Genomic DNA, 21,670 nt, shown 5'->3' with positions numbered 1-21,670 from the left:
AGCCCAGTTGAGACGGACCATGACTCCGTGCGCCCCCTGTGCACCACCCCCCGGGGTGAGGTGTGGCTTACCTGGCACAGGACTCGGGCATGCACGCGAATAGAGTCGAAATGGCACCCAGGTTCATCTCATCCCCCGTCTTCCGAGGACACGATCGCCATGCCTCGTCCGACCGTCGCACAGCTCGTCTACGGTTCCTGCACCGTGATCCTCTCCACCGTCGCCATGCTCGCCCTGTCCCAGACCGGTTCGGGCATCGGGGTCGCCGTCATCGCGCTGGCCGCGCTCGCCCTCGGGCTGCTCGTGGCCATGACGGTGCCGCTGCCGGGCTCGCGGCCGGGCCGCCCGGCCGCCGCCGAGCAGCACCCGGCCGAGCCCGCCCGGCTGGCCGAACGGCGCCGTCCCGTCGGCGCCTCGGGGGACACGGTGCGCGGCCGCGCGGCCTCCTGAGGGCTGCCGCGAGCACACCGCCCACGCCGGAGCGGCGGGCCGGGGACTCCTCCCCCGCCCGCCGCTCCGGCGCGCCGCGCCCCGGCCCGGTCAGGTGGTGCTGACGACCACCGTCCTGGCCGCCTTGTCGTGCAGACCCTGCTTGTAGGGGCGGTCGAAGTAGCTCCAGCCGCCGCAGATCGCGGTCCAGACGCAGGCGCAGCAGAACGCGAACGGCAGCCACAGCACAAGCGCCCGGATCAGCGAGGACTGCGGCGAGGGCGTGGCTCCGTCATGGAGGTTGGCCACGCGCATCTTGAACCAGCGCATGCCGAGCGTCTGTCCGGTGCGGGCGATCAGGATGGTGTCGTAGGCGACGTAGAGGACGGCGGCGATGATGGACTGGCCGAGCGACTTGCCGACCTCCATCCGGTCGCCGTTCACGTCGTACTGGTGCACCCCGAACGCCCAGGTCAGCAGCCAGACGGCGATACCGACGATGATCATGTCGATGATGCGGGCGACGGTGCGCTTGCCGCTGTCCGCGAGCGGGGGCATTCCCGCGAGGGGGTCGCCGGGACGCCCCGGCCCGCCCCCGTACGGCCCACCGCCGTAGGGACCGCCGCCGTAAGGGCCGCCGCCCTGCGGCCCGCCGCCGTAGGGGCCGCCGGAGCCGTAGGGGTCGCCGCCCTGGGGCGGGGGCTGGCCGGCGCCGTGCGGGGGCGGCTGCTCACCGCCGGGCGGCGGAGGCTGCTGGGCGCCGTACGGGCGGTCGTACGGCGAGCCCGACCCCTGGTCCGACGGGGGCCGCTTCCTCAGCGGGTCGTCGTCGGGGGGCTGCGGTCCGGAGCCGGGGGGCGGTTCACTGCTCATGGCCCGAGTCGACCGCGAACACCCGGGCGCCGCACCCGGCGGGCGGCCGTACGGGCTACCTACTCGGCCACGAAGGTGTGCGCCGCCTTGTCGTGCCAGCACTGGCGCCACGGCCGGTCGAACAGCCCCCACAGCACGCCGACGACCCCGACGAGGAGCACGCCGGGCAGGCTGTAGACGAGCCAGCGGCGCAGCGCGGCCCCGAAGGACGGGGGCTCGTGCGCCTCGATGTCCCGGACCTGGATGCCGCACAGCCGCTTGCCCAGGGTGCGGCCCCAACGGGCGGTCGGCAGCACCTCGTACACCACGCCGAAGACGAACAGGACGCCGAGCACGATGCCGAGCGAGGTCGCGGTGGTGCCGTCGAGCAGCCAGACGGTGACGGTACGGCCGGACAGCCGGGCCGCCTCGATCTTGCTCTGGACGTGGTCGACGGCCCGCACCCCGAGCGGCACGGCCGCGGCCGCCGTGACCGCGCCGATGAACGCGTTGTCGATCAGGCGGGCGGCGACGCGCTTGCCCATCCCGGCCGGGCGGGCCTCCCCCTGACGCCGGACCACCGCGAGGAACGGGTCCTCCACGGGCGGCTTCCAGGGCACCACGGGCTGGTCCTCGGCGCTCCCGGCGAGCCGGTGCACCTGCTGCGCCCAGGACGCCTGACCGCCGCCGGGCCCGGGGGCGAGGGGACCCGCGGCCTGGGGCGGGAGCCCCGGGGACGGTACGGCCGCCTGCGGGGGCGGGCCGGGCCGGCGCGGGTCGGCCGCGCCGGGCGTGCCCTGCGGCGGGACCGGAGGGGCCACGGCGGCCCGTGCGGGCTCCGATCCCGCGCGGGCAGGGCCGCCGGCGGCGAAGGCACCCCCGGCTCCGGACCCGGCCGCGGACCCGTGTGCCGCGCCTTGTTCCGGTGCGGGCCCGAAGCCCGCGACGGGACCGGCCCCACCGGAGGGCGGGGGCCCGAAGCCCGCGGCCCCGGACCGGTCCTCTCCCCCGGCGCCTCCCGCCGCTCCCCGGGCTCCGGCCTCCTGCGCGGGCGCGCCGCCCGGACCGGCCCCCGGCGTCACCCGGCGGAACGTCATCGTCCCGTCGTCCCGCTGAACGTCCGCCGCCGGGCCCGGAGTCGGGCGCCGGAAGAGGAACGTGTCGGGGGCCGCCTCGCCCTGGGCCGCCGGGGCGTCGGCGGTGCCGCCCTCGTCGAAGAAGTGCGGACCCGTCTCCTCCACGGCGGGAGCCGAGGGGCCGGGCGCCGACGGCGCGGTGAGCGGCCGGCCGTCCGCGGGGGCGGGGCGACTGGTGCCGGGCACCCAGGCGGTGCCGTTCCAGTAGCGGACGTAGCCGGGGATGGACGGGTCCGGGTAGTAGCCCTCGCGGGGCCTGTCGTCACCGTGGGCCGGCGTAGGGGCGCTCATGTCCGTCGTCCCGTATCTGCTCGGGGGTGGAAGGGAGCCTCCACATCTATCAGACCCGGGGCGCCCCATACCCCTCTCCTGCCGGACCCGCCCCCTTCCGGGCGACGCGGTGGGGGCACGGCGGGGCCGGTTGGAAAAAAATCTCCGGGAACCCGCGTAATGACCGCGCCCCTGCCCCCTCTCTCCTGGCACGGGCCCGTTATGGCGGCCCCCGGTCCTACGAAGGAGACAGGTCATGGAGCACACGGTGGTGGAGCGGGAACTGGAGCTCAGGCTCATCCTCTCGCCCGAGCGGAGCATCGCGGTCCCGGCCCGGCTCGCCTACCGGTCGGACGACCCCTGCGCCGTCCACATCACCTTCCACATCAACTCCGAGTCCCCCGTGCACTGGACGTTCGCCCGCGAGCTGCTGGTGGAGGGCGTGTTCCGGCCGTGCGGGCACGGGGACGTGCGGGTGTGGCCGACGAAGGTGAACGGCCGCAGCGTGGTCCTGATGGCGCTCAGCTCGCCGGACGGCGACGCCCTGCTGGAGGCGCCCACCCCGCAGGTGTCCGCCTGGCTGGAGCGGACGCTGCGGGCGGTGCCGCCGGGCGCGGAGGCCGGGCGGCTCGGGATCGACGACGCGCTCGACCAGTTGCTGGCCCGGTGAGGGGCCCCGGCGCACGACGGCTCGGGTCAGAACAGCTTGCCGGGGTTGAGGATGCCGAGCGGGTCGAAGACGTTCTTCACGGCCCGCTGCATCTCCATGCCGACGGGCCCGAGTTCGCGTGCCAGCCACTCCTTCTTCAGCACGCCCACCCCGTGCTCGCCGGTGATGGTGCCGCCGAGTTCGAGGCCGAGGGCCATGATCTCGTCGAAGGACTCGCGGGCGCGGCGGGACTCGTCGGGGTCGCGGGCGTCGAAGCAGACGGTGGGGTGGGTGTTGCCGTCGCCGGCGTGCGCGCACAGGCCGATGGTCAGGTCGTACTTGGCGGCGATCCGCTCGACGCCCTCCAGCATCGCGCCGAGCTTCGAGCGGGGCACGCACACGTCGTCGATCATCGTGGTGCCCTTGACCGCCTCCAGCGCGGTCAGCGACATCCGCCGCGCCTGGAGGAGGAGTTCGGACTCGGCGGCGTCGTCGGCGACGACCACCCCGGTGGCTCCGGCCGCCTCGCACAGGGCGCCGACGGCGGCGAGGTCGGCGGCGGGGTCCGGGGTGTCGAAGGCGGCCAGCAGCAGCGCCTCGGTGGTCTCGGGCAGACCCATCCGGGCGAAGTCGTTGACCGCCTTGACGGTGGTGCGGTCCATCATCTCCAGCAGCGAGGGCACATGGCCGCCCGCCATGATCCGGCACACCGCGTCGCAGGCCCCGGCGGCCGTGGCGAACTCGGCGGCCAGCACCAGTTGCCGGGGTGGCTCGGGCCGGAGCGCGAGCACGGCGCGGACCACGATGCCGAGCGAGCCCTCGGAGCCGACGAAGAGCCGGGTCAGGTCGTACCCGGCGACGCCCTTGGCGGTGCGGCGGCCGGTGGACATCAGGCGGCCGTCGGCGAGGACGACGTCCAGGCCGAGGACGTACTCGGCGGTCACCCCGTACTTGACGCAGCACAGGCCGCCGGAGGCGGTGCCGATGTTGCCGCCGATGGTGCAGGTCTCCCAGCTGGAGGGGTCCGGCGGGTAGTACAGGCCGTGCTCGCCCACCGCGCGGGAGAGCACGGCGTTGACGACGCCGGGTTCGACGACGGCGATGCGGTCGACGGGGCTGATCTCCAGGATGCGGTCCATCTTGGTGAGCGACAGCACGATGCACCCGTCGGAGGCGTTGGCCGCGCCGGACAGCCCCGTGCGGGCCCCCTGCGGGACGACCGGCACCCGCAGCTCGGTGGCGGTGCGCATGACGTGCCGCACCTCTTCGACGGTGCGTGGCAGGACCACGGCGGCGGGGGCCCCGGCCGGGCAGAAGCTCGCCATGTCGTGGGCGTAGGAGGCGGTGACATCGGGATCGGTCAGCACGGCCCCGGCGGGGAGCCCCGCCAGCAGCCGTTCGGTGAGACTCTCGGCGGGCGCGGTGTCCTCGTCGCGGGGCGCTTCGATACGGCTCATGATCACAGGTTGGCACTCGGGGCCATCGGTGTGAACCCCGCACGCGCCGTGCTTGGGCCACCCGGATGTGGTCGTCATATTGACGCACAGTGACCGTCATGGCGAAGAGACAGTACGGCGAGTCGGAGCCCGGTACGTCCCTGGTGGCCGAGCCTGAGCCGCGCCGCCCCGGACGGTGGCTGGGCCGTGCGCTGCTCACCGTGGTGGCGGGCGGCGCGGCGGCGGGCGCGGCGCTGACGCTGCTGCCGCAGGAGGCGCCGCGGCCGTTCCGGCACCGCCCCCCGGCACCCGCGCCCGGACCGCAGGCGCGGGCGCTGACGGCGGTGACCTCGGGCGTCCCCGCGGCCCTGCCGGACCTGACGAACCTGATCACCCGGCAGGAGAGCGCGGTGCGGGCCCGCCCGGCCGACGCCCGCGCCTGGGCGGTGCTCGGCGCGGCCTACGTGGCGCGGGCCCGGCGCACGGCCGACGCGGCGGACCTCCCGCGCGCCGAGCGGGCCCTCGGCACCTCGCTGAAGGCGCGCGCCACGAAGAACCCCGAGGCGCTGGCCGGGATGACGGCCCTGGCCAACACCCGCCGCGACTTCCCCTCGGCCAAGCGGTACGGGGAGCAGGCGCTCAAGCTGGACCCGAAGCGCTGGTCGGCGTACCCCCCGCTGATCGACGCGTACAACGGGCTCGGCGACTACACCGCCGCCCGCAACACCCTGGACCGGCTGCTGGCCCTGCGCACCGCGCCGGCCGACCGGCCCGCCGTGATGGCGCGGGCGTCGGCGGTGTACCGGGACCGGGGCTGGCGGGAGGACGCGGCGGCCCAGCTGGCGGACGCCGCGGCGGCCGCCGCCACCCCGGCCGAGCAGGCCGCCTACCGGGCCGGGGCCGGACAGCTGGCGTGGGAGCGGGGCGAACCGGCGGAAGCCCTGCGCCAGTTCACGGAGGCGCTCCGGCTGGACCCGGCCGAGGCGACGGCGGGCGTCGGCCGGGCCCGCGCCCTCGCCGCGCAGGGCCGCACCACGGACGCGCTCACCGCGTACCGCACCGCCCTGGCCGCGCGGCCCGACGCACGGGCCACCCTGGAGCTGGCCGAGCTGTACGAGTCGCTGAACCGCGCCCAGGACGCCGGGACGGAGTACGGACTGGTGCGCGAGCGGGCGGAGAAGGCGGCGGCCGGCGGGGTCGACGAGGAGCTGGTGCTCGGCCGGCTGGAGGCGGACCACGGGGACCCGCAGGAAGCGGTGACCCGGCTGCGGGCGGAGTACGAGCGCCAGCCCGGCATCGAGGTGGCGGACGCCCTGGGCTGGGCGCTGCACCGGGCGGGTCTGGACGAGGAGGCGCTGAAGTTCGCCACCACCGCGACCGACAAGGCCAAGGGCGGCGGGGTGCGCAGCGCGCTGCACGCCTTCCACCGGGGCATGATCGAGATCGAGGTGGAGCGGTACGGGTCCGCGCGGCGCCACCTTCAGGACGCGCTGCTGGTCAACCCGGCGTTCTCCCCGCTGTGGGCGCCCGAGGCCCGGGCGGCGCTGCGGGACCTGGGTGACGCGGAGGACGGATCGCTGCCCGCCGACGCCCTGTGAGCCGGGGGCGCGACCGCTCACCGCGCCCCCGGCTCAGTCTCATGGCAGGCGGATCACAGGTTGCCCCGCTTCTCCTGCTCCCGCTCGATGGCCTCGAAGAGGGCCTTGAAGTTGCCCTTGCCGAAGCCCATCGAGCCGTGGCGCTCGATGAGTTCGAAGAACACCGTCGGCCGGTCCTGGACCGGCTTGGTGAAGATCTGCAGCAGGTAGCCGTCCTCGTCGCGGTCGGCGAGGATCTTCAGCTCGCGCAGGGTCTCGACCGGCACCCGGGTGTCGCCGACCCACTCGCCGAGGGTGTCGTAGTAGGAGTCCGGGGTGTCGAGGAACTGCACCCCGGCCGCGCGCATGGTGCGTACCGTGCCCACGATGTCGTTGGTGGCCAGCGCGATGTGCTGGACGCCGGGGCCGCCGTAGAACTCCAGGTACTCGTCGATCTGGGACTTCTTCTTGGCGACGGCGGGCTCGTTGAGCGGGAACTTCACCTTGAGGGTGCCGTCCGCGACGACCTTCGACATCAGCGCGCTGTACTCGGTGGCGATGTCGTCGCCCACGAACTCCTTCATGTTCGTGAAGCCGAGGACGTTGTTGTAGAACGCCACCCACTCGTCCATCTTGCCGAGTTCGACGTTGCCGACGCAGTGGTCGATGGCCTGGAAGGTGCGGCGGGCCGGCGGCTCGACCATCGGGGTGGCGGCGACGAAGCCGGGCAGGTACGGGCCGTCGTAGCCGGTGCGCTCGACCAGGGTGTGCCGGGTCTCGCCGTAGGTGGCGATGGCGGCGAGGACGACGGTGCCGTGCTCGTCCTTCACCTCGTGCGGCTCGACGAGCGGGCGGGCGCCGCGCTCGACGGCGTGGGCGAAGGCGGCGCGGGCGTCCGGGACCTGGATGGCGAGGTCCACGACGCCGTCACCGTGCTCGGCGACGTGCCGGTCGAGGAACTCGCCCCAGGGGGTGCTGGGGCGGATCACCGAAGTGAACACGAACCGGGCGGCGCCGTTCTCCAGGACGTAACTGGCGGTCTCCCGGCTGCCGTTCTCCGGTCCGGAGTAGGCGACCAGGCGCATGCCGAACGCGCTGGAGTAGTAGTGCGCGGCCTGCTTGGCGTTGCCCACGGCGAAGACGACCGCGTCCATTCCCTTGACCGGGAAGGGGTCGGCCTGCCGGGCGGTGTCGGGAGTGTGCTGAGTGGTCTGCGTCATGCTCGAAGGGTGGCCCCGCCCTGCAAGGTGCGCAATAGTTCGCGTATTCGCTGGTCAGTCTGTTCAGCCGGACGGCGGTACCGGCGGGCTTTCTGTGCAGGATGACCATCCCGGGAGGGCGTCGTGGCGATCGATCATCTGGACGGGCGGATCATCGTGCTGCTGGCCGAGGAGCCGCGCATCGGCGTGCTGGAGATGTCCCGGCGGCTCGGGGTGGCGCGGGGCACGGCGCAGGCGCGGCTGGACCGGCTGCGCTCGCGCGGGGTGATCCGGGGGTTCGGGCCGCAGGTCGACCCGGCCGCGCTCGGCTATCCGGTGACCGCGTTCGCCACGCTGCAGATCCGCCAGGGGCAGGGTCCGGACGTACGGGCGCACCTGGCGGGGGTGCCGGAGGTGCTGGAGCTGCTGACCACCACCGGCACCGGGGACATGCTGTGCCGGCTGGTCGCCCGGTCCAACGCCGATCTGCAGCGGGTCATCGACCGCGTGGTCGGCTTCGAGGGGATCGTCCGCGCCTCCACGACGATCGTGATGGAGAACCCGGTACCGCTGCGGATCATCCCGCTGGTGGAGCAGGCGGCGGGGGAGTTCTCCGACGACACCCTCTAGCAGCTGACGACACCCTCTAGCAGCTCGGGACCTTGCCGGTGCCCTTCTCCAGGGCCACCAGCGAGTCCACCGCGCCGTCGAGGTTCGTGACCGGGATCAGGCGCAGCCCCTTGGGCAGGTTGGTGTGGGCGTCGGCGCACTCGGCCTTCGGCACCAGGAAGACGGTGGCGCCGTCGCGCCGGGCGGCCTGCGTCTTCAGGGCCACCCCGCCGACCGCGCCGACCTTGCCGTCCGCGTCGATCGTGCCGGTACCGGCGATGGTGCGGCCGCCGGTGAGGTCGCCGCCGCTGCCGTCGCCGTCCAGCTTGTCGATGATCCCGAGGCTGAACAGCAGGCCCGCGCTGGGGCCGCCCACGTCGGCCAGCCGCAGCGTGACCTTCACGTCCCCGGGGTCCTTGCCGAGGTGGTCCAGGGCCGCGCTGGTCGCCGCGTCCTGGGACTGCCGCATCTGGGCGCTGTTGTGCTTCTCGATCTCCTCGACGGTGTCGCCGGTCGGGTACACCGCGTCGTACGGCATGACCGCGCGGTCGGTGCGGAACCAGTTGTCGGCCACCTGCCCGAGGGAGACCCGCGTGTCCGGCGAGGTCGCCTCGATGGTCGTCATCCGCAGCTCGCCGGAGGTCTTCCGGGCCGGCGCCCCGGACACGGTGATCACCGGCGTCCCGTCGTTCTTCCCGAGCACGTTCGCCGTCATCCCCGGCTGCGCCACCGCGAACGGCAGCGGCGCGAAGACCGCCGCGGCGAGCAGGCCCGCCACGGGCAGGGCGCAGAGGGCGAGGGTCCGGGGACGCGAGAGACGAGAGAGCACGGAGTAAATCTAACGCGCCGCCTCCGTCCCGGACGGAGGGGCGGTGCGGCCTACCGCAGGGCGTCGGCGACCTCTCTGGCCGCTTCCACCACGCGGGGGCCCACGCGTTCGGGGACGGCGTCGGTCAGCATGACCACGCCCACGCTGCCCTCCACGCCGGTGACCCCGAGGAGGGGGGCGGCGGCGCCGCTCGCGCCGGCCTCCAGCTCGCCGTGCGTGAGGACGCAGTCGGGGTCGGCGCCCGGGGACTGCCGGGCGGCGAGGATGGCCTTCCCGGCCGCGCCGCGGTCCAGCGGGTGACGGAAACCGGCCCGGTAGGCGACGTGGTAGTCGGTCCAGGTCGGCTCGACCACGGCGACGGCGAGCGCCTCCGTGCCGTCGACCAGGGTCAGATGGGCCGTGGCGCCGATGTCCTCGGCCAGCGAGCGCAGCGCGGGCAGGGCCGCCTCGCGTACCAGCGGATGCACTTGGCGGCCCAGGCGCAGCACCCCGAGGCCGACGCGGGCGCGGCCGCCGAGGTCGCGGCGGACGAGCGCGTGCTGCTCCAGCGTGGCCAGCAGCCGGTACACCACCGTCCGGTTCACCCCGAGCCTGCCGGACAGCTCGGTGACGGTCAGTCCGTGGTCGGTGTCGGCGAGCAGCTTGAGGACGCGCAGTCCCCGGTCGAGCGTCTGGGAGGTCTCCGCGGTCACGACGCCCCCTCCTTCTGCGGTGAGGCCGGCGTCCTCCGAGCGGCGGATGCGTCACCGAGCCCCGTCGGCGACGCGTTTCAGAGGCCGCCGATCGGCAGGACGGCCCGGCGGCTGTCGGACCCGTCGCTTCACGGCTGCGCTCCGCGGCGGCGCTGCCACGGGGCGTGTGCGTAGCGGGACAGTAGCGAGCCGGTCCGCTCAGCGGAAGACTCGGTCCAGAATCCGGTCATCGGCCGCCGCGACCTGCCAGTGTTCGTCCGCATACGCGTACCGCCCCCGCGAGGTCGCGGGGGCGGTGAGGAGTTCGCGCGCGGGTCAGCGCATCCGGGTGGCCCACTCGCCCATCTTGGCGATGCGCTGCTTGAGCTGGCCGGCGGTGGCCTCCGCGCTCGCCGGGCCGCCGCAGACCCGGCGCAGCTCGGTGTGGATCACGCCGTGCGGCTTGCCGCTCTGGTGGACGTAGGCGCTGACCATGGTGTTGAGCTGCTTGCGCAGCTCCATCATCTCCTTGTGGCTGACCACCGGGCGCCGCTCGGCGGGCAGCTCCAGCAGGTCGGCCTCGGTGTCCGGGCGCTTCTTGCTGTGCGCGATCTGCCGGGCCTGCCGCTTCTGCAGCAGCAGCTGCACCTGCTCGGGCTCCAGCAGTCCGGGGATGCCGAGGTAGTCCTGCTCCTCCTCGCTTCCCGGGTGGGCCTGCATGCCGAACTCGGCGCCGTCGTAGAGGACGCGGTCGAAGACGGCCTCGGACTCGAGCGCCTCGAAGGAGAACTGCTCCTGCTCCCCGGTGTCCTCGTCCTCCTGCCGGTTCGCCTCCTCCATCTCCTTCTCGGACTCGGCGTACGGGTCCTCCTCGCCGGCCTTCTTCGGCTTGTCGAGGGCGTGGTCCCGCTCCTTCTCCATCTCGTTGGCGAAGGTCAGCAGGTCGGGGACGGTGGGCAGGAAGACGGACGCGGTCTCGCCGCGCCGCCGGGACCGCACGAAACGGCCGACGGCCTGGGCGAAGAACAGCGGGGTGGAGATGGTGGTGGCGTACACGCCGACGGCGAGCCGGGGCACGTCGACGCCCTCGGACACCATGCGGACCGCGACCATCCAGCGGTCGTTGCTCGCGCTGAAGTCGTCGATGCGCTTGGAGGCGCCGACGTCGTCGGAGAGGACCAGGGTGGCCTTGGAGCCGGTGATCTCGCGGATCAGCTTGGCGTAGGCGCGGGCGGAGTCCTGGTCGGAGGCGATGACCAGGGCGCCGGCGTCCGGGATGGCCTTGCGCACCTCGGTGAGCCGCTGGTCGGCGGCGCGCAGCACGCTCGGCATCCACTCGCCGCGCGGGTCGAGCGCGGTGCGCCACGCCTGGCTGACCGCGTCCTTGGTCATGGGCTCGCCGAGCCGGGCGGCGATCTCGTCGCCCGCCTTGGTGCGCCAGCGCATCTGGCCGCTGTAGCTGAGGAAGATGACGGGGCGGACGACGTGGTCGGCGAGCGCGTTGCCGTAGCCGTAGGTGTAGTCGGCGGCGGAGCGCCGGATGCCGTCGTTGCCCTCCTCGTAGGCGACGAACGGGATCGGGTTGGTGTCCGAGCGGAACGGCGTACCGGTCAGCGCCAGGCGCCGGGTCGCGGGCTCGAACGCCTCCAGGCACGCCTCGCCCCAGGACTTGGAGTCGCCCGCGTGGTGGATCTCGTCCAGGATCACCAGGGTCTTGCGCTGCTCGGAGCGGTTGCGGTGCAGCATGGGGCGGACGCCGACACCGGCGTACGTCACGGCGACGCCGTGGTAGTCCCTGCCGACCGGGCCCGCGCTGTACTCCGGGTCGAGCTTGATGCCTATCCGTGCGGCGGCCTCGGCCCACTGCTTCTTCAGGTGCTCGGTCGGCGCGACGACGGTCACCTGCTGCACGACGTGGTGGTGCAGCAGCCAGGAGGCGAGCGTCAGCGCGAAGGTCGTCTTGCCGGCGCCGGGGGTGGCGACCGCGAGGAAGTCGCGCGGCTGCTCCTGGATGTACTTGTCCAGCGCCCCCTGCTGCCAGGCACGCAGCTTGCTGGCGGTACCCCAGGGGGCACGGCCGGGAAAGGCGGGGGACAGATGGTTCGAGACGGAAGCGGCGGTGGTAGTCACGGTCTCCGGGGGTGGGGGCGTAGGGCGGCTCGGCTACGTATGACAACCGGGCCACCCTACCGGCGCGCACGGCTCCGCCGGGGTCGGACGGGGCGGGGGCTGGGGCGGGTGGGACTGAGGTCACAGTGGGGGACGGGCGGGCTGCCGGTCAGCTCGACGTCCGCAGCCGGGTCGTCACCCAGGCCCCCACCAGCGCGACTCCGGCCATCGGCAGGAAGACCGCGGCGAAGGCGGTGGTGCCGTCGCTGCCGAGGGTGGCGAAGGCCGCGCCCGCGGCGGCGAGGAGGACGACGTTGGAGAGGGCGTCGGAGATCTGGAGGGCGGCGGAGTTGGCGCCGGCCTCGGCGGGGGCGGAGAGCTTGAGCAGGAGCACGCTGGTGGAGGAGATCACCAGGCCCATCCCGAAGCAGCCGAACCCCCATGCGACGGCGACCGTCCACACCGGTACGGCCGGGACGAGCACGGCGGGCGCGGTGGCGATCGCGGCGGCCACCAGCACCATCCCGGAGGTCATCAGCCGCTCCCGGTACGGCTCGGTCCACGGCCGGGACTGCACCCAGGACGCCGCCGCCCAGGTCAGCCCGCCCGCGGCCAGCGAGAACCCGGCGAGCGTCGGGGAGAGCCCGCGCTGGGTGACGAGCATCAGCGGTACGAAGGACTCGGCGGCGATGAACGACCCCGCCGCCACCCCGCGCAACAGCACGACGGAGGGCAGCCCGCGCGCCGCCCGGTACGTCCCCCTCGGCAGCAGCCGCAGCACGGCGGGCACGAGCAACGCCGCCCCGAGAAGACCGGGCACCAGCGACAGCGGGCGCAGCTCCTGAGCCGCGTACTGCACGAGCCCGGCCCCCAGCGAGACGGCGAACGCGAGCCGGATGCGTCGCCGGTCGAAGGCGGGGGTGGCGGAGGTGGAGTCCACGGCTCCGCCCGCCCGGCGCCGGATCTGCGGCAGGGCGAGGCCCAGCGGAAGCAGCACGAGCAGCGGGATGCCGAGGAAGACCCAGCGCCAGCCGAGGTGTTCGGCGACGGCTCCGGAGGCGAGGGGGCCGACGATGGAGGGCACGACCCACGCGGCGGCGAAGCCCGCCATGATCGCGGGCCGCAGCCGCTCGGGGTAGGCCCGGCCGACGACCACGTACACGGCGACGATCACCAGCCCGCCGCCGAACCCCTGCACCGCGCGCCCCAGGATGAACACCCACATCACCTGCGCGGTCCCGGACACCACGAGCCCGGCCGCGAAGGCGCCGATCCCGGTGGCCAGCGCGGCGAGCGGCCCCCGCCGGTCCGCCCACTGCCCGGCGAGCACCATGCCGGTGAGGCTGGTGGTGAAGTAGCCGGAGAACGCGAAGGCGTACAGCGAGACCCCGTCCAGCTCGCGCGCCGCGACCGGCATGACGGTGCCGATGGCGGTCGCCTCGAAGGCGATGAGCAGCACCACCGAGACGATCCCCACGCTGAGCGCCCGGTGCGCCCGTGACAGCACCCCGCCCTCGTCATCGGCGGGGACCGTACCGGCGCGTGTGCTGTCGGAGGATTCGAGGGCGGCCATACGGGCCAGCGTAAGGCCCGCAGCACAGTTTTACCCCTGTCGTAAGCCCTACCCGCCCTACGCCGTTCGCCCTACGCCCCGCCCCTCGTATGAACGCGGCATGGCAGTCCCGTTGCACCCGGTCCGGCCCCCTTGTCCCCCCTCCCCCGCCCCGCCTACGTTCGTTCCACGACACACGGCCGTGTGCCCGAGTGGCTCAGGGACTCGCCTGCAAAGCGAGTTACGCGGGTTCGATTCCCGCCACGGCCTCAGATTCCGCCGCCCGACTCCCCCCGCAGCAGCTCCGTCCAGTAGTGCCACGTGGGGACGGGGGAGGTGCCGGTCGGGTCCAGGACCGTCAGGGTGTCGATCATCGCCGCCGCGAGCTGGTCGTACGCCGTCGTCGTCAGCTCGTGGGAGAGGTGGTCGTCGATGGTGCGTTCGTGGTGGAGGAGCCAGAGGGTGTAGGCGAGGGTGGAGACGTCGGTGTTGAGGGGGTGGAGGGCGGCGTCCGGCTCGGAGTAGGTGAGGACCGCGCCGGTGCGGCCGTCGAGGACGAGGACGGTGTCCGCGCTCAGGTCGCCGAGGCGGATCAGGTGGTCGGCGTGGGCCGGGAGCCGGTCCAGGGGGCGGCCCGCGCAGTCCGGGGCGAAGTACTCCGTCAGCGTCGGCAGCGGCACGTCGGTGTCGGCGCGGGACAGCACCGCCTCCTCCGGCAGCCCCGTCTCGCACAGGAAGCGGCGCGTCGGCTCGTGGGTGAGCGTGGCCGGGAAGTCGACCTCCTCGAAGCGGGCCACCCGGCCGTGCCCGAACTCCTGGTCCAGCAGCCGCCCGGGCATCTCCAGCGCGAGCCCGCCGAGTCCGGGCGCGGCGACCAGGGACAGCGGGCGGATCAGCGCCGCCGCCTTCCAGTACGCCGGGACCGCCCCGTCGGTGCCCTCCTCGAACAGCGCCAGCAGCCGCCGGGACGCCTCGGTGACCGCGCCCGGTCCGTACCGCCCGGCCAGGGAGGCGAACCGGCCGCGCAGACCGGCGAGTTCCTCGGTCACGGCGGCGAAGCGCAGCATGGTGGTGAGGGACGGCGCGAAGGGGCGCGCGCCGGAGGGGTCGACGAGGTACGCGGTGGTGATCTCGCCGGTGGCGCCGTCGAGCAGTATCGACTCGCGCTCCATCCCGGCCGGGTTGAGCAGTTCGCCGATGACCAGCCGGTCCCGCAGCTCGTCGGCGAGCCGGCACGGCCCGTCGGTCGCGTCGGCGAGCCTGCGCAGGCCGTGCGTGCGCAGCGGGGCGAAGGTCAGCAGGCCGGTGTCCGAAGGGAGTCCGGGCCCGGCGAGCAGCCCGCGTGTCGGCGCGTGCGTGACCCAGCGGTCCAGCTCGGCCTCGGTCAGCGTGATCCCCGTGACCCCGGCATCGGCCATGCTCATGACTCGCTCCCCCGCGATCTTCCTCGATACGGCGGGCTCCGCGCGCGGCGGCCGTCCCCGACTTCAAGGACCCTACGCCGCACCACTGACAACGCCCCCGGAGAGGAAGACGCGAAAGAGCGCGTCCGCGTTGCCCCGAGGGAGCGCCGGAGTTCACCGGCAGGCCCTCACCGGCAGGCGCTCACCGCGCGTTGACCACCGCGGCCTGCGGCCGGATCGGCAGCCGGTTCACCGGGCGCCCGGTGGCCGCCCGCACCGCCGACGCGATCGCCGCCGGGGAGGTCACCACCGGCACCGCGCTGACCGGTTTGGCCCCGAAGGGCGCCACCACGTCCCGCTCCTCGACCAGTTTCACGATCCGGATGTCCGGCGCGTCCAGCGCGGTCGGCAGCGCGTACCCGGTGAGGTCGGGATGGCGGATCAGGCCGCGCGGGGTGCGCAGGTTCTCGGTGAGCGCGATGCCCACGCCCTGCGTGACCCCGCCCTCGATCCGGGCCGCCAGCTGCGCGGGGTTGAGCACCCGGCCCACGTCCTGGGCGACCGCCAGCTCCACCACCCGTACCGAACCGAGCTCGACGTCGACGTCGACCACCGCGCGGATCGCGCAGAAGGCGAGGCCGACGAAGGCGTCACCCTGTCCGGCGCCGTCCAGCGGCTCGGTCGGATGGGGGCGGCACTGGGCCGTGGCCCACAGTTCCTTGCCCTCCAGGGCCTCGCTGACGGTGGTGGAGAGCACCCCGTCGTACGAGGTGATCTTGCCGTCGGTGATCTGGAGCAGCTCGGTGGACATGCCGAACTTGTGCGCCAGCGGCTGCAGGAGCTGGGTGCGGACCATCTTCGCCGCGCGCTCCACCGCCCCGCCGGACACCCAGGTGTGGCGGCCCCGGCAGCCGGGGCCGGCCGGGGGCTGGTCGGTGTCGACCGGTGCGACGTGCACCTCGTCGATGCCGAGCGTCTCCTGCACGATCTGCCGGGCCAGCGTGGTGAAGCCCTGTCCGGACTCCACGGCCGCGCACAGCACGGTCGCCACGCCGTCGTGGACCCGGACGGTCGCGGTGGACACCTCGTCGGTGCCCTCGGCGCCGAGCATGTGGACCATCCCGAGCGCGTAGCCGACGCCCCGGCGCACCGCGGCCGGTTCGCCCGCGCCCTCGGGGCCGCCGGGCAGCAGCCAGTCCTCCTCCGGGCCGTCCTTGGGCAGCGACGGGAGCGGGAAGTCCCGTACCGCCTGGAGGAGTTCGGCCACGGGGGCCGGGCAGGTCACGGTCTGGCCGATGGGCAGTACGTCACCGGTGGCCAGGACGTTGCGCAGCCGCACGTCGGCCGGGTCCAGGCCCAGCTTCCTGGCCAGCTTGTCCATCTGCGCCTCGTAGGCGGCGCAGACCTGCATGGCGCCCTCGCCGCGCACATGGCCGGAGGGCGGGTTGTTGGTGCGCACCGCCCAGCCCTCGATGAAGGCGTTCGGGACGACATAGGGGCCGCACGCGAAGGAGACCGCGGCGGCCAGGGCGTCGGCGGAGGTGTCGGCGTAGGCGCCCGCGTCGAGCAGGATCTGCGCCTCGACCTTGACGAGTCTGCCCTCGGCGTCGGCGTGGTGGCGGTAGCGCAGCAGGGTGGGGTGGCGGTGGGCGTGCCCGAGGAAGGACTCCTCGCGGCTCGCGGCGAGCTTGACCGGGCAGCCGGTGCGCAGCGCGAGCAGGCCGAGCGGCAGCTGGAAGCCCTGGTCCTCGCGGTCGGCGGTGGCGCCGGGCACGCCGGTGACGACGATCTTCACGCGGTCGGCGGGCAGCCCGAAGCAGGCGGCGGCGGTGTTGCGGTCGCTGTGCGGGTCGGTGGAGGCGAGGTACAGCTCCACCCCGCCGTCCGGGCGCGGTACGGCGAGCCCGGCCTCGGCGCCGATGGGCGCCGGGTCCTGGCGTCCGATGCGGTACAGGCCCTCGACGACGATCTCGCCGGCCGCGTCCGGGTCGCCGTGGCGCAGCGGGATGTGCCGGATCAGGTTGCCGTCCGGGTGCAGCGGTCCGGCCTCGAAGGCCCGCTCGGGGTCGGTGACCGGGTCGAGCGGTTCGTACTCGACGATCACGGCGGCGGCGGCCATCCGCGCGGTGTCGGGGTGGTCGGCGGCGACGGCGGCGATGGGCTCGCCGTGGTGGCGCACGACCTCGGAGGCGAACACCGGGCGGTCGGGGGTGCCCCGGCCGTGCCGGGAGGTGCCGGGCACGTCCTCGTGGGTGACGACGGCGCGCACGCCGGGCATGGCCCGCGCGTGCGTGGTGTCGATGGAGACGATGCGCGCGTGCGCGTGCGGGGAGCGCAGCACGGCGGCCCACAGCAGGCCCTCGGCCCACAGGTCGGCCGCGTAGGGGAAGGTCCCCTCGGTCTTGGCGCGGGCGTCGGCGTGGGGCAGCGAGGCGCCCAGGCCGTGCGGCAGGGGTTCGGCCGCGGGTGCTTCCGCCGCCGTGGTCGCGGTGGCGGCTTCGTCGCTCACGCCTGGCCTCCGTCCTGGCCGTGGTGCGGGTCGTACGGGTGGTCCTGCGGGGCGCCGTACGCCCCGAAGGCGCCGGGTGCCTCGAACGCCGAGGGGTTGACGCCGCCGGAGCCGGGGCCCGCCTGGTGCGGGATGCGCGCGGTGTCGGCGTCCGCCTCCAGGTCGGCGCCCGCGCCGGCCTCGCGCTCGGCGACGACCTCGCGGACGGCGTCGAGGACACCCCGGTAGCCCGAGCAGCGGCACAGGTTGCCGCAGAGCGCCTGGCGGGTCTCCAGCTCGGTCGGGGCGGGGTTGCCCTCCAGCAGGTCGTGCAGGGTCATGGCGATGCCGGGTACGCAGAAGCCGCACTGCACGGCGCCGCAGCGGGCGAGCGCGCGCTGGACGTCGGAGGAGTGGCCGCCGGTGGCCAGGCCCTCGACCGTGCGGACCTCGCTGCCCGCGGCGGTGACGCCCGGGACCAGGCAGGAGGCGACGAGCCGGCCGTCGACCTGGACGTTGCAGGCCCCGCACTCGCCCTGCGAGCAGCCGTCCTTGGCGCCCGCGAGGCCGAGCCGCTCGCGCAGCACGTAGAGCAGGGACTCGCCGATCCAGGCGTCGGTGACGGGCCGGTCGGCGCCGTTGACACGCAACACGTAGGAGGCGAGGGGGTGTTCTTCGTGGGGCGGGGGCGGTGGGCCCTCGTCCTCGGCCGTGTCCTCCTCGAAGGCGGCCTCGAAGGCGGTGTCGGCCCCGTCGGCCGCCACGGGCTCCTCCACGGCCTCCGGCGCGGCCTCGGGCTCCTCGCCCTCGTCCTCGTCCGACGGGCCGTCAGAGGCGTCTTCAGGGGCCTCCACGAGGGCTTCGGCGTCCGGGGCGGCCTCGGCGGACTCCTCGGGCCCGGCCGCGTGGACCGGCTCGAAGGCCCCGGCGGGATCGGCGGCATCGGCGGACTCGCCGGACTCCGCGTACTCGGCGTGCTCGGCCGCCTCGTCAGGGTGGCCGGGGTGCCCGGGGTGCGCCTCGCCGGGCGCGGGAGCCACGCCCTCCTGCGGGCCCCAGGCACCGCCGATGGTGTCGGTGACCCAGGGCGCGGCGGCGCCGCCGGGCAGGACCGGCGGGGCTGCGCCCCACTGCTCGGCCAGCGCGGAGGTGGTGAACTCGCCGGACTCGTCGGGCAGCTCGCCCCCGGCGACCGGCACGGACCACTGCCCGGTGACGTCGTGCCCGGACGCGGCGGCCGCCTCCTCGGCGGTCCAGTGCCCCTGCGTGCCGGGCTGGTAGGTGAACCGGTCGTCGCCGTACGGCTGCTGGGCCGGGACGGCGTCCTGGGCGGGCCACTGTTCCTGTGGCATGCCCCAGGAACCGGTGTCGGGGCTCTGGTGGTCCCCGCCCTCCGGCGGGGTCGTTATCCGGGGCGGCACGAAGCCGTGGCCCGGCGCGGCCAGCGGGCTGTCGGCGGCCAGCAGGGCCTCGATGCCGCCCTCGGGGAGCTGGACGAAGGCGGTCGCGCCGTCGTCGTACTCGCCCTGGGGCAGCGGGTTCCAGCGGCCGCCGCCCTGGGACGTGTCGTCTCCGTGTCCGTGCTGGTCGTCCGTCACGACAGCGCCCTCCCCAGTGCTCGCCGGGCCAGCGCGGCGACGGTGCGCCGCAGGTGCAGTACGGCGGGCGGCAGCGGGACGACCGTGCCGTCCGGCTCCGGCGCCGGGTCGGGGATGCAGGCCGCGGCGACGTACTCGCCGAACGCCTGGAGGGCTTCGGGGACGAGGGTGCGGTCGTTGTCCCAGTCGATGAGCTGCGCGACCCACTGCTCGGCGTCCAGCGGGCGCAGCGGCATCGGCGCTATGGCGCCCACCGCGCACCGCACTCCGCGCCGCGCGGGGTCGAGGACCAGGGCGACGGAGGCGACCGAGCGGCCCGGCCCGGTGCGGCCGGTGGCCTTGAGGAAGACCTGGGGGGCGTGCAGCAGCGGAACCCTGACGTAGCCGATGAGTTCGCCACCGCGGAGCATGTCCACGCCGGCCAGCAGGTGCGAGACGGGAACCTCGCGGCGGGCGCCGTCCGGGCCCGCGACGATCAGCGTGGCCTCCAGCGCGGCCAGCACCGGCAGCGCGTCGCCGGTCGGGGCGGCGGAGGCGATGTTGCCGCCGAGGGTGCCCGCGTTGCGGATGTGCGGCGGCCCGGCGGCGCGCGCGGCGGCGGCGAGCGCCGGGATGAGCGCGGCGAAGTCGGGGCGGCCCATGCGGGCGTGGGTGAGGCCGGCGCCGAGCAGGGCGTGGCCGTCCTGGTACTGCCAGCCGCGGATCTCGCTGATCCGGCCGAGGCCGACCAGCGCGGCGGGCCTGAGCTGCCCGGAGTTGACGGCGGCCATGAGGTCGGTGCCGCCGGCGACGGGGACGGCCGCGGGCATGGCGGTCAGGGCCGCCACCGCCTCGTCCAGCGTCGCGGGCAGCGTGACGGCCTGTGCCGCCTGCGGTGCGTGCGTGGTCAAACCGGCTGCCCCTTCCCGCTGCCCCACCTGGTCGCGCCTGTGCTGCCGTACGGTACGTGCTGACAGGGCGGACGTGGCAACTCTGGCACATCTTCGCAAGGCTCGGACGCGCGGGTCGGCCAAGGGGTGTTGACCCACTCCATCGGGCGGATGGTCCCGTTTACACCAGCATCTTGGGATGGGTCCGATTGACCCTCTTCGGTGACGGCCGGGCGGTTCTCCCGTTACGCGTCCGGGTGGGCGCCCGAGGGTGCGGGGGCCGGGGGCCACGCCTCGGCGGGCGGTCCGGCGAAGGGCCGTCCGGGCACTCCGGGGCGCCGCTGCCAGGGCCGGGGGCCGCCGGGCGGGCGGTGGGCGACGCCGAGCGCGTCGAGCCGCAGGCGGTGGGAGTCCATCCGGCGCCCGAAGTCCGCGACATCGCGTTCACCGGGGGCGGGCAGCGGGCTCCAGACGACCTCGGCGAAGGCGGCGAGCCGGGGGAAGACCTGGTAGTCGACGCGTCCGGCGTCCTCGGTCACCTCGGTCCACATGTTGGCCTGGGCGCCCAGCACATGGCGGGCCTCCCCGGCGCTGAGCCCGTCCGGCACGGGCTCGAACCGGTAGACGTCCTCCAGCGTGCGCACGTAGCCGATGGGCACCGGTTCGTCCGGTCCGGGCGCCTGCCGGTGGTCGAGGTAGACGTGCTGCTCGGGGCACATGACCACGTCGTGCCCGGCCCGCGCCGCGGCCCGGCCGCCGCCGTGCCCGCGCCAGGAGGAGACCACCGCGCCGGGCGGCAGCGGGCCGTCGAGGATCTCGTCCCAGCCACCGAGCCTGCGTCCGCGCGCGGCGAGCCAGGCGCCGAAGTGCCCGGCGAACCAGGAGCGCAGCCCGTCCACGTCCGCGAGCCCGAGTTCCGCGGCGCGGGCCCGCGCGGTGGCCGAGGCGCGCCACTGGTCCGGCGGGCACTCGTCGCCGCCGAGGTGCACGACGGGCGACGGGAACAGCGCGAGCACCTCTTCGAGGACGCCCTCGTAGAAGCGCAGGACGGCCTCGGTGGGGGCGAGCACGTACGGGGAGATCCCCCAGTCGTCCCGGACGGCGAGGCCCGAGGTGTCGACGGCGTCGGTGTTGCCGAGTTCCGGATAGGCGGCGATGGCGGCCTGGGAGTGGCCGGGAAGATCGATTTCCGGGACGACGGTGATATGGCGTTCGGCGGCGTAGGAGACGATCTCCCGGATGTCGTCCTGGGTGTAGTGGCCGCCGTGCGGTTTCGCGTCCCAGAGAGGGGACGAGCGGTGGCCGAATTTGGTCCGCGCACGCCAGGAACCCCTCTCCGTGAGTCCCGGGTACCGCCCGATCTCGATCCGCCATCCCTGATCGTCCGTCAGATGCAGGTGGAGGACGTTGAGTTTGTGCGCGGCCAGCAGATCGAGATAGCGCAGCACGCCTTCCTTGGGCATGAAGTGCCGGGCCACGTCGAGCAGCAGTCCGCGCCAGCCGAAGCGGGGCGCGTCGGCGATCCGCACCGCCGGCAGCCGCCAGGTCCGGCCGGGCAGCGGGGCCCGCCGGAAGGCGTCGGGTCCCAGCAGCTGCCGCAGCGTCTGGGCGCCCCAGAACAGTCCGGCCGGGCCGCCGCCGCGCAGGTCGGCGCCGGTGGGCGTGATGTCGAGCCGGTAGCCCTCGGCGCCGAGTTCCCCGGTGACACGCGGGTCGACGGCGAGGCGTACGGCGTTGCGGGCGGTGCCGTCGCAGGGGGCCAGGGCGTGGCCGGTGGCGGCGCCCAGGGTGGCGCGCAACCACCGCTCGGTGCCGTGCGCGCCCTCTCCCGCGGCGGCCAGACCGGTGTCCGGCCCCAGGACGAAACCCTCCCCCGGAACCTGTTCGGCCCGGGCCGGCGCCGGAATCACATCCGGAATCTCACGCGTCACTTCAGCCCCCGAAATCCCTCGGCGCACATCCCGGAATCCGTACCACGGGGACGATGCCCCGGC

17 protein-coding genes and 1 tRNA gene are annotated in these 21,670 nt (G+C 74.6%); 5 read left to right on the top strand and 13 right to left on the bottom strand.

The genetic code is table 11. The features are described from left to right. Positions 1 to 159 precede the first annotated feature (159 nt). Positions 160 to 450 carry a hypothetical protein gene (locus tag ABZ898_RS08040; RefSeq protein WP_361654093.1) on the top strand — a complete coding sequence of 97 codons (291 nt, stop codon included), beginning with the start codon at positions 160 to 162 and terminating at the stop codon, positions 448 to 450. A gap of 90 nt (positions 451 to 540) precedes the next feature. Here the strand turns inward: ABZ898_RS08040 and ABZ898_RS08035 are convergent, their stop codons facing one another. Continuing rightward, entirely contained in the window at positions 541 to 1,302 is a 762-nt protein-coding gene (locus tag ABZ898_RS08035) for an RDD family protein (RefSeq protein ID WP_361654090.1), read from the bottom strand. Between the two features lie 59 nt (positions 1,303 to 1,361). Beyond that, positions 1,362 to 2,708: an RDD family protein gene (locus ABZ898_RS08030; protein WP_361654087.1), complete on the bottom strand. Its 1,347-nt coding sequence runs from the start codon at positions 2,706 to 2,708 to the stop codon at positions 1,362 to 1,364. A 235-nt stretch (positions 2,709 to 2,943) separates the two neighbouring features. Here ABZ898_RS08030 and ABZ898_RS08025 point away from each other — a divergent pair, with 235 nt between their 5' ends. After that, positions 2,944 to 3,357, top strand: coding sequence for an SsgA family sporulation/cell division regulator (locus ABZ898_RS08025; protein ID WP_361654085.1), 414 nt, complete (start codon positions 2,944 to 2,946; stop codon positions 3,355 to 3,357). 26 nt (positions 3,358 to 3,383) lie between these two features. On the opposite strand, the gene ABZ898_RS08020 is transcribed toward ABZ898_RS08025, so the two are convergent. Continuing rightward, positions 3,384 to 4,799: an FAD-linked oxidase C-terminal domain-containing protein gene (locus ABZ898_RS08020; RefSeq protein ID WP_361654082.1), complete on the bottom strand. Its 1,416-nt coding sequence runs from the start codon at positions 4,797 to 4,799 to the stop codon at positions 3,384 to 3,386. A gap of 92 nt (positions 4,800 to 4,891) precedes the next feature. Here ABZ898_RS08020 and ABZ898_RS08015 point away from each other — a divergent pair, with 92 nt between their 5' ends. Continuing rightward, positions 4,892 to 6,370 (top strand): tetratricopeptide repeat protein, encoded by a 1,479-nt coding sequence (locus ABZ898_RS08015; protein ID WP_361654079.1) that lies wholly within the window; start codon positions 4,892 to 4,894, stop codon positions 6,368 to 6,370. 53 nt (positions 6,371 to 6,423) lie between these two features. Here the strand turns inward: ABZ898_RS08015 and hppD are convergent, their stop codons facing one another. Then, positions 6,424 to 7,569 carry a 4-hydroxyphenylpyruvate dioxygenase gene (hppD, locus tag ABZ898_RS08010; protein ID WP_361654076.1) on the bottom strand — a complete coding sequence of 382 codons (1,146 nt, stop codon included), beginning with the start codon at positions 7,567 to 7,569 and terminating at the stop codon, positions 6,424 to 6,426. A gap of 123 nt (positions 7,570 to 7,692) precedes the next feature. Here hppD and ABZ898_RS08005 point away from each other — a divergent pair, with 123 nt between their 5' ends. After that, on the top strand, positions 7,693 to 8,178 hold the full coding sequence (locus tag ABZ898_RS08005) for an Lrp/AsnC family transcriptional regulator (RefSeq protein WP_361654073.1): 486 nt from the start codon (positions 7,693 to 7,695) through the stop codon (positions 8,176 to 8,178). A gap of 16 nt (positions 8,179 to 8,194) precedes the next feature. Here the strand turns inward: ABZ898_RS08005 and ABZ898_RS08000 are convergent, their stop codons facing one another. The 4 genes from ABZ898_RS08000 to ABZ898_RS07985 form a co-directional block, all read right to left on the bottom strand. After that, positions 8,195 to 8,986: a S16 family serine protease gene (locus ABZ898_RS08000; protein ID WP_361654070.1), complete on the bottom strand. Its 792-nt coding sequence runs from the start codon at positions 8,984 to 8,986 to the stop codon at positions 8,195 to 8,197. A gap of 50 nt (positions 8,987 to 9,036) precedes the next feature. Further along, on the bottom strand, positions 9,037 to 9,678 hold the full coding sequence (locus ABZ898_RS07995) for a helix-turn-helix domain-containing protein (protein WP_361654067.1): 642 nt from the start codon (positions 9,676 to 9,678) through the stop codon (positions 9,037 to 9,039). Positions 9,679 to 9,993: 315 nt separating this feature from the next. Continuing rightward, a complete protein-coding gene (locus tag ABZ898_RS07990) occupies positions 9,994 to 11,787 on the bottom strand; it encodes a DEAD/DEAH box helicase (protein WP_361654064.1) in 1,794 nt (597 codons plus the stop codon). Between the two features lie 148 nt (positions 11,788 to 11,935). Beyond that, a complete protein-coding gene (locus ABZ898_RS07985) occupies positions 11,936 to 13,339 on the bottom strand; it encodes an MFS transporter (protein ID WP_361654062.1) in 1,404 nt (467 codons plus the stop codon). Between the two features lie 177 nt (positions 13,340 to 13,516). Here ABZ898_RS07985 and ABZ898_RS07980 point away from each other — a divergent pair. After that, a tRNA-Cys gene (locus tag ABZ898_RS07980) sits at positions 13,517 to 13,588 on the top strand. Here ABZ898_RS07980 and ABZ898_RS07975 read toward each other — a convergent pair. The 5 genes from ABZ898_RS07975 to ABZ898_RS07955 form a co-directional block, all read right to left on the bottom strand. Next, complete coding sequence (locus tag ABZ898_RS07975; RefSeq protein WP_361654059.1) at positions 13,588 to 14,742, bottom strand: SUKH-4 family immunity protein; 1,155 nt, start codon at positions 14,740 to 14,742, stop codon at positions 13,588 to 13,590. The genes ABZ898_RS07980 and ABZ898_RS07975 overlap by 1 nt on opposite strands. Before the next feature lie 181 nt (positions 14,743 to 14,923). Next, a complete protein-coding gene (locus ABZ898_RS07970; RefSeq protein WP_361654056.1) occupies positions 14,924 to 17,230 on the bottom strand; it encodes a molybdopterin cofactor-binding domain-containing protein in 2,307 nt (768 codons plus the stop codon). Then, positions 17,227 to 18,807 (bottom strand): 2Fe-2S iron-sulfur cluster-binding protein, encoded by a 1,581-nt coding sequence (locus ABZ898_RS07965; protein WP_361654053.1) that lies wholly within the window; start codon positions 18,805 to 18,807, stop codon positions 17,227 to 17,229. The genes ABZ898_RS07970 and ABZ898_RS07965 overlap by 4 nt, the downstream gene beginning before the upstream one ends. After that, positions 18,804 to 19,697 carry an FAD binding domain-containing protein gene (locus tag ABZ898_RS07960; RefSeq protein ID WP_361654050.1) on the bottom strand — a complete coding sequence of 298 codons (894 nt, stop codon included), beginning with the start codon at positions 19,695 to 19,697 and terminating at the stop codon, positions 18,804 to 18,806. Before ABZ898_RS07960 ends, ABZ898_RS07965 begins: the two co-directional genes overlap by 4 nt. A gap of 224 nt (positions 19,698 to 19,921) precedes the next feature. Then, complete coding sequence (locus tag ABZ898_RS07955; protein WP_361654695.1) at positions 19,922 to 21,595, bottom strand: beta-N-acetylhexosaminidase; 1,674 nt, start codon at positions 21,593 to 21,595, stop codon at positions 19,922 to 19,924. Positions 21,596 to 21,670 lie beyond the last annotated feature (75 nt).

Source organism: Streptomyces sp. NPDC046860, assembly GCF_040645115.1.
GTDB lineage: Bacteria > Actinomycetota > Actinomycetes > Streptomycetales > Streptomycetaceae > Streptomyces.
This window is presented reverse-complemented; position numbering and strand designations above follow the sequence as displayed.

Coding starts and splice junctions, on each gene's coding strand:
- ABZ898_RS08030 (WP_361654087.1), bottom strand. CDS start 2,708: ATGAGCGCCCCTACGCCGGCCCACGGTGACGACAGGCCCCGCGAGGGC.
- ABZ898_RS08025 (WP_361654085.1), top strand. CDS start 2,944: ATGGAGCACACGGTGGTGGAGCGGGAACTGGAGCTCAGGCTCATCCTC.
- ABZ898_RS08035 (WP_361654090.1), bottom strand. CDS start 1,302: ATGAGCAGTGAACCGCCCCCCGGCTCCGGACCGCAGCCCCCCGACGAC.
- ABZ898_RS08040 (WP_361654093.1), top strand. CDS start 160: ATGCCTCGTCCGACCGTCGCACAGCTCGTCTACGGTTCCTGCACCGTG.
- ABZ898_RS07975 (WP_361654059.1), bottom strand. CDS start 14,742: ATGAGCATGGCCGATGCCGGGGTCACGGGGATCACGCTGACCGAGGCC.
- ABZ898_RS07985 (WP_361654062.1), bottom strand. CDS start 13,339: ATGGCCGCCCTCGAATCCTCCGACAGCACACGCGCCGGTACGGTCCCC.
- hppD (WP_361654076.1), bottom strand. CDS start 7,569: ATGACGCAGACCACTCAGCACACTCCCGACACCGCCCGGCAGGCCGAC.
- ABZ898_RS08015 (WP_361654079.1), top strand. CDS start 4,892: ATGGCGAAGAGACAGTACGGCGAGTCGGAGCCCGGTACGTCCCTGGTG.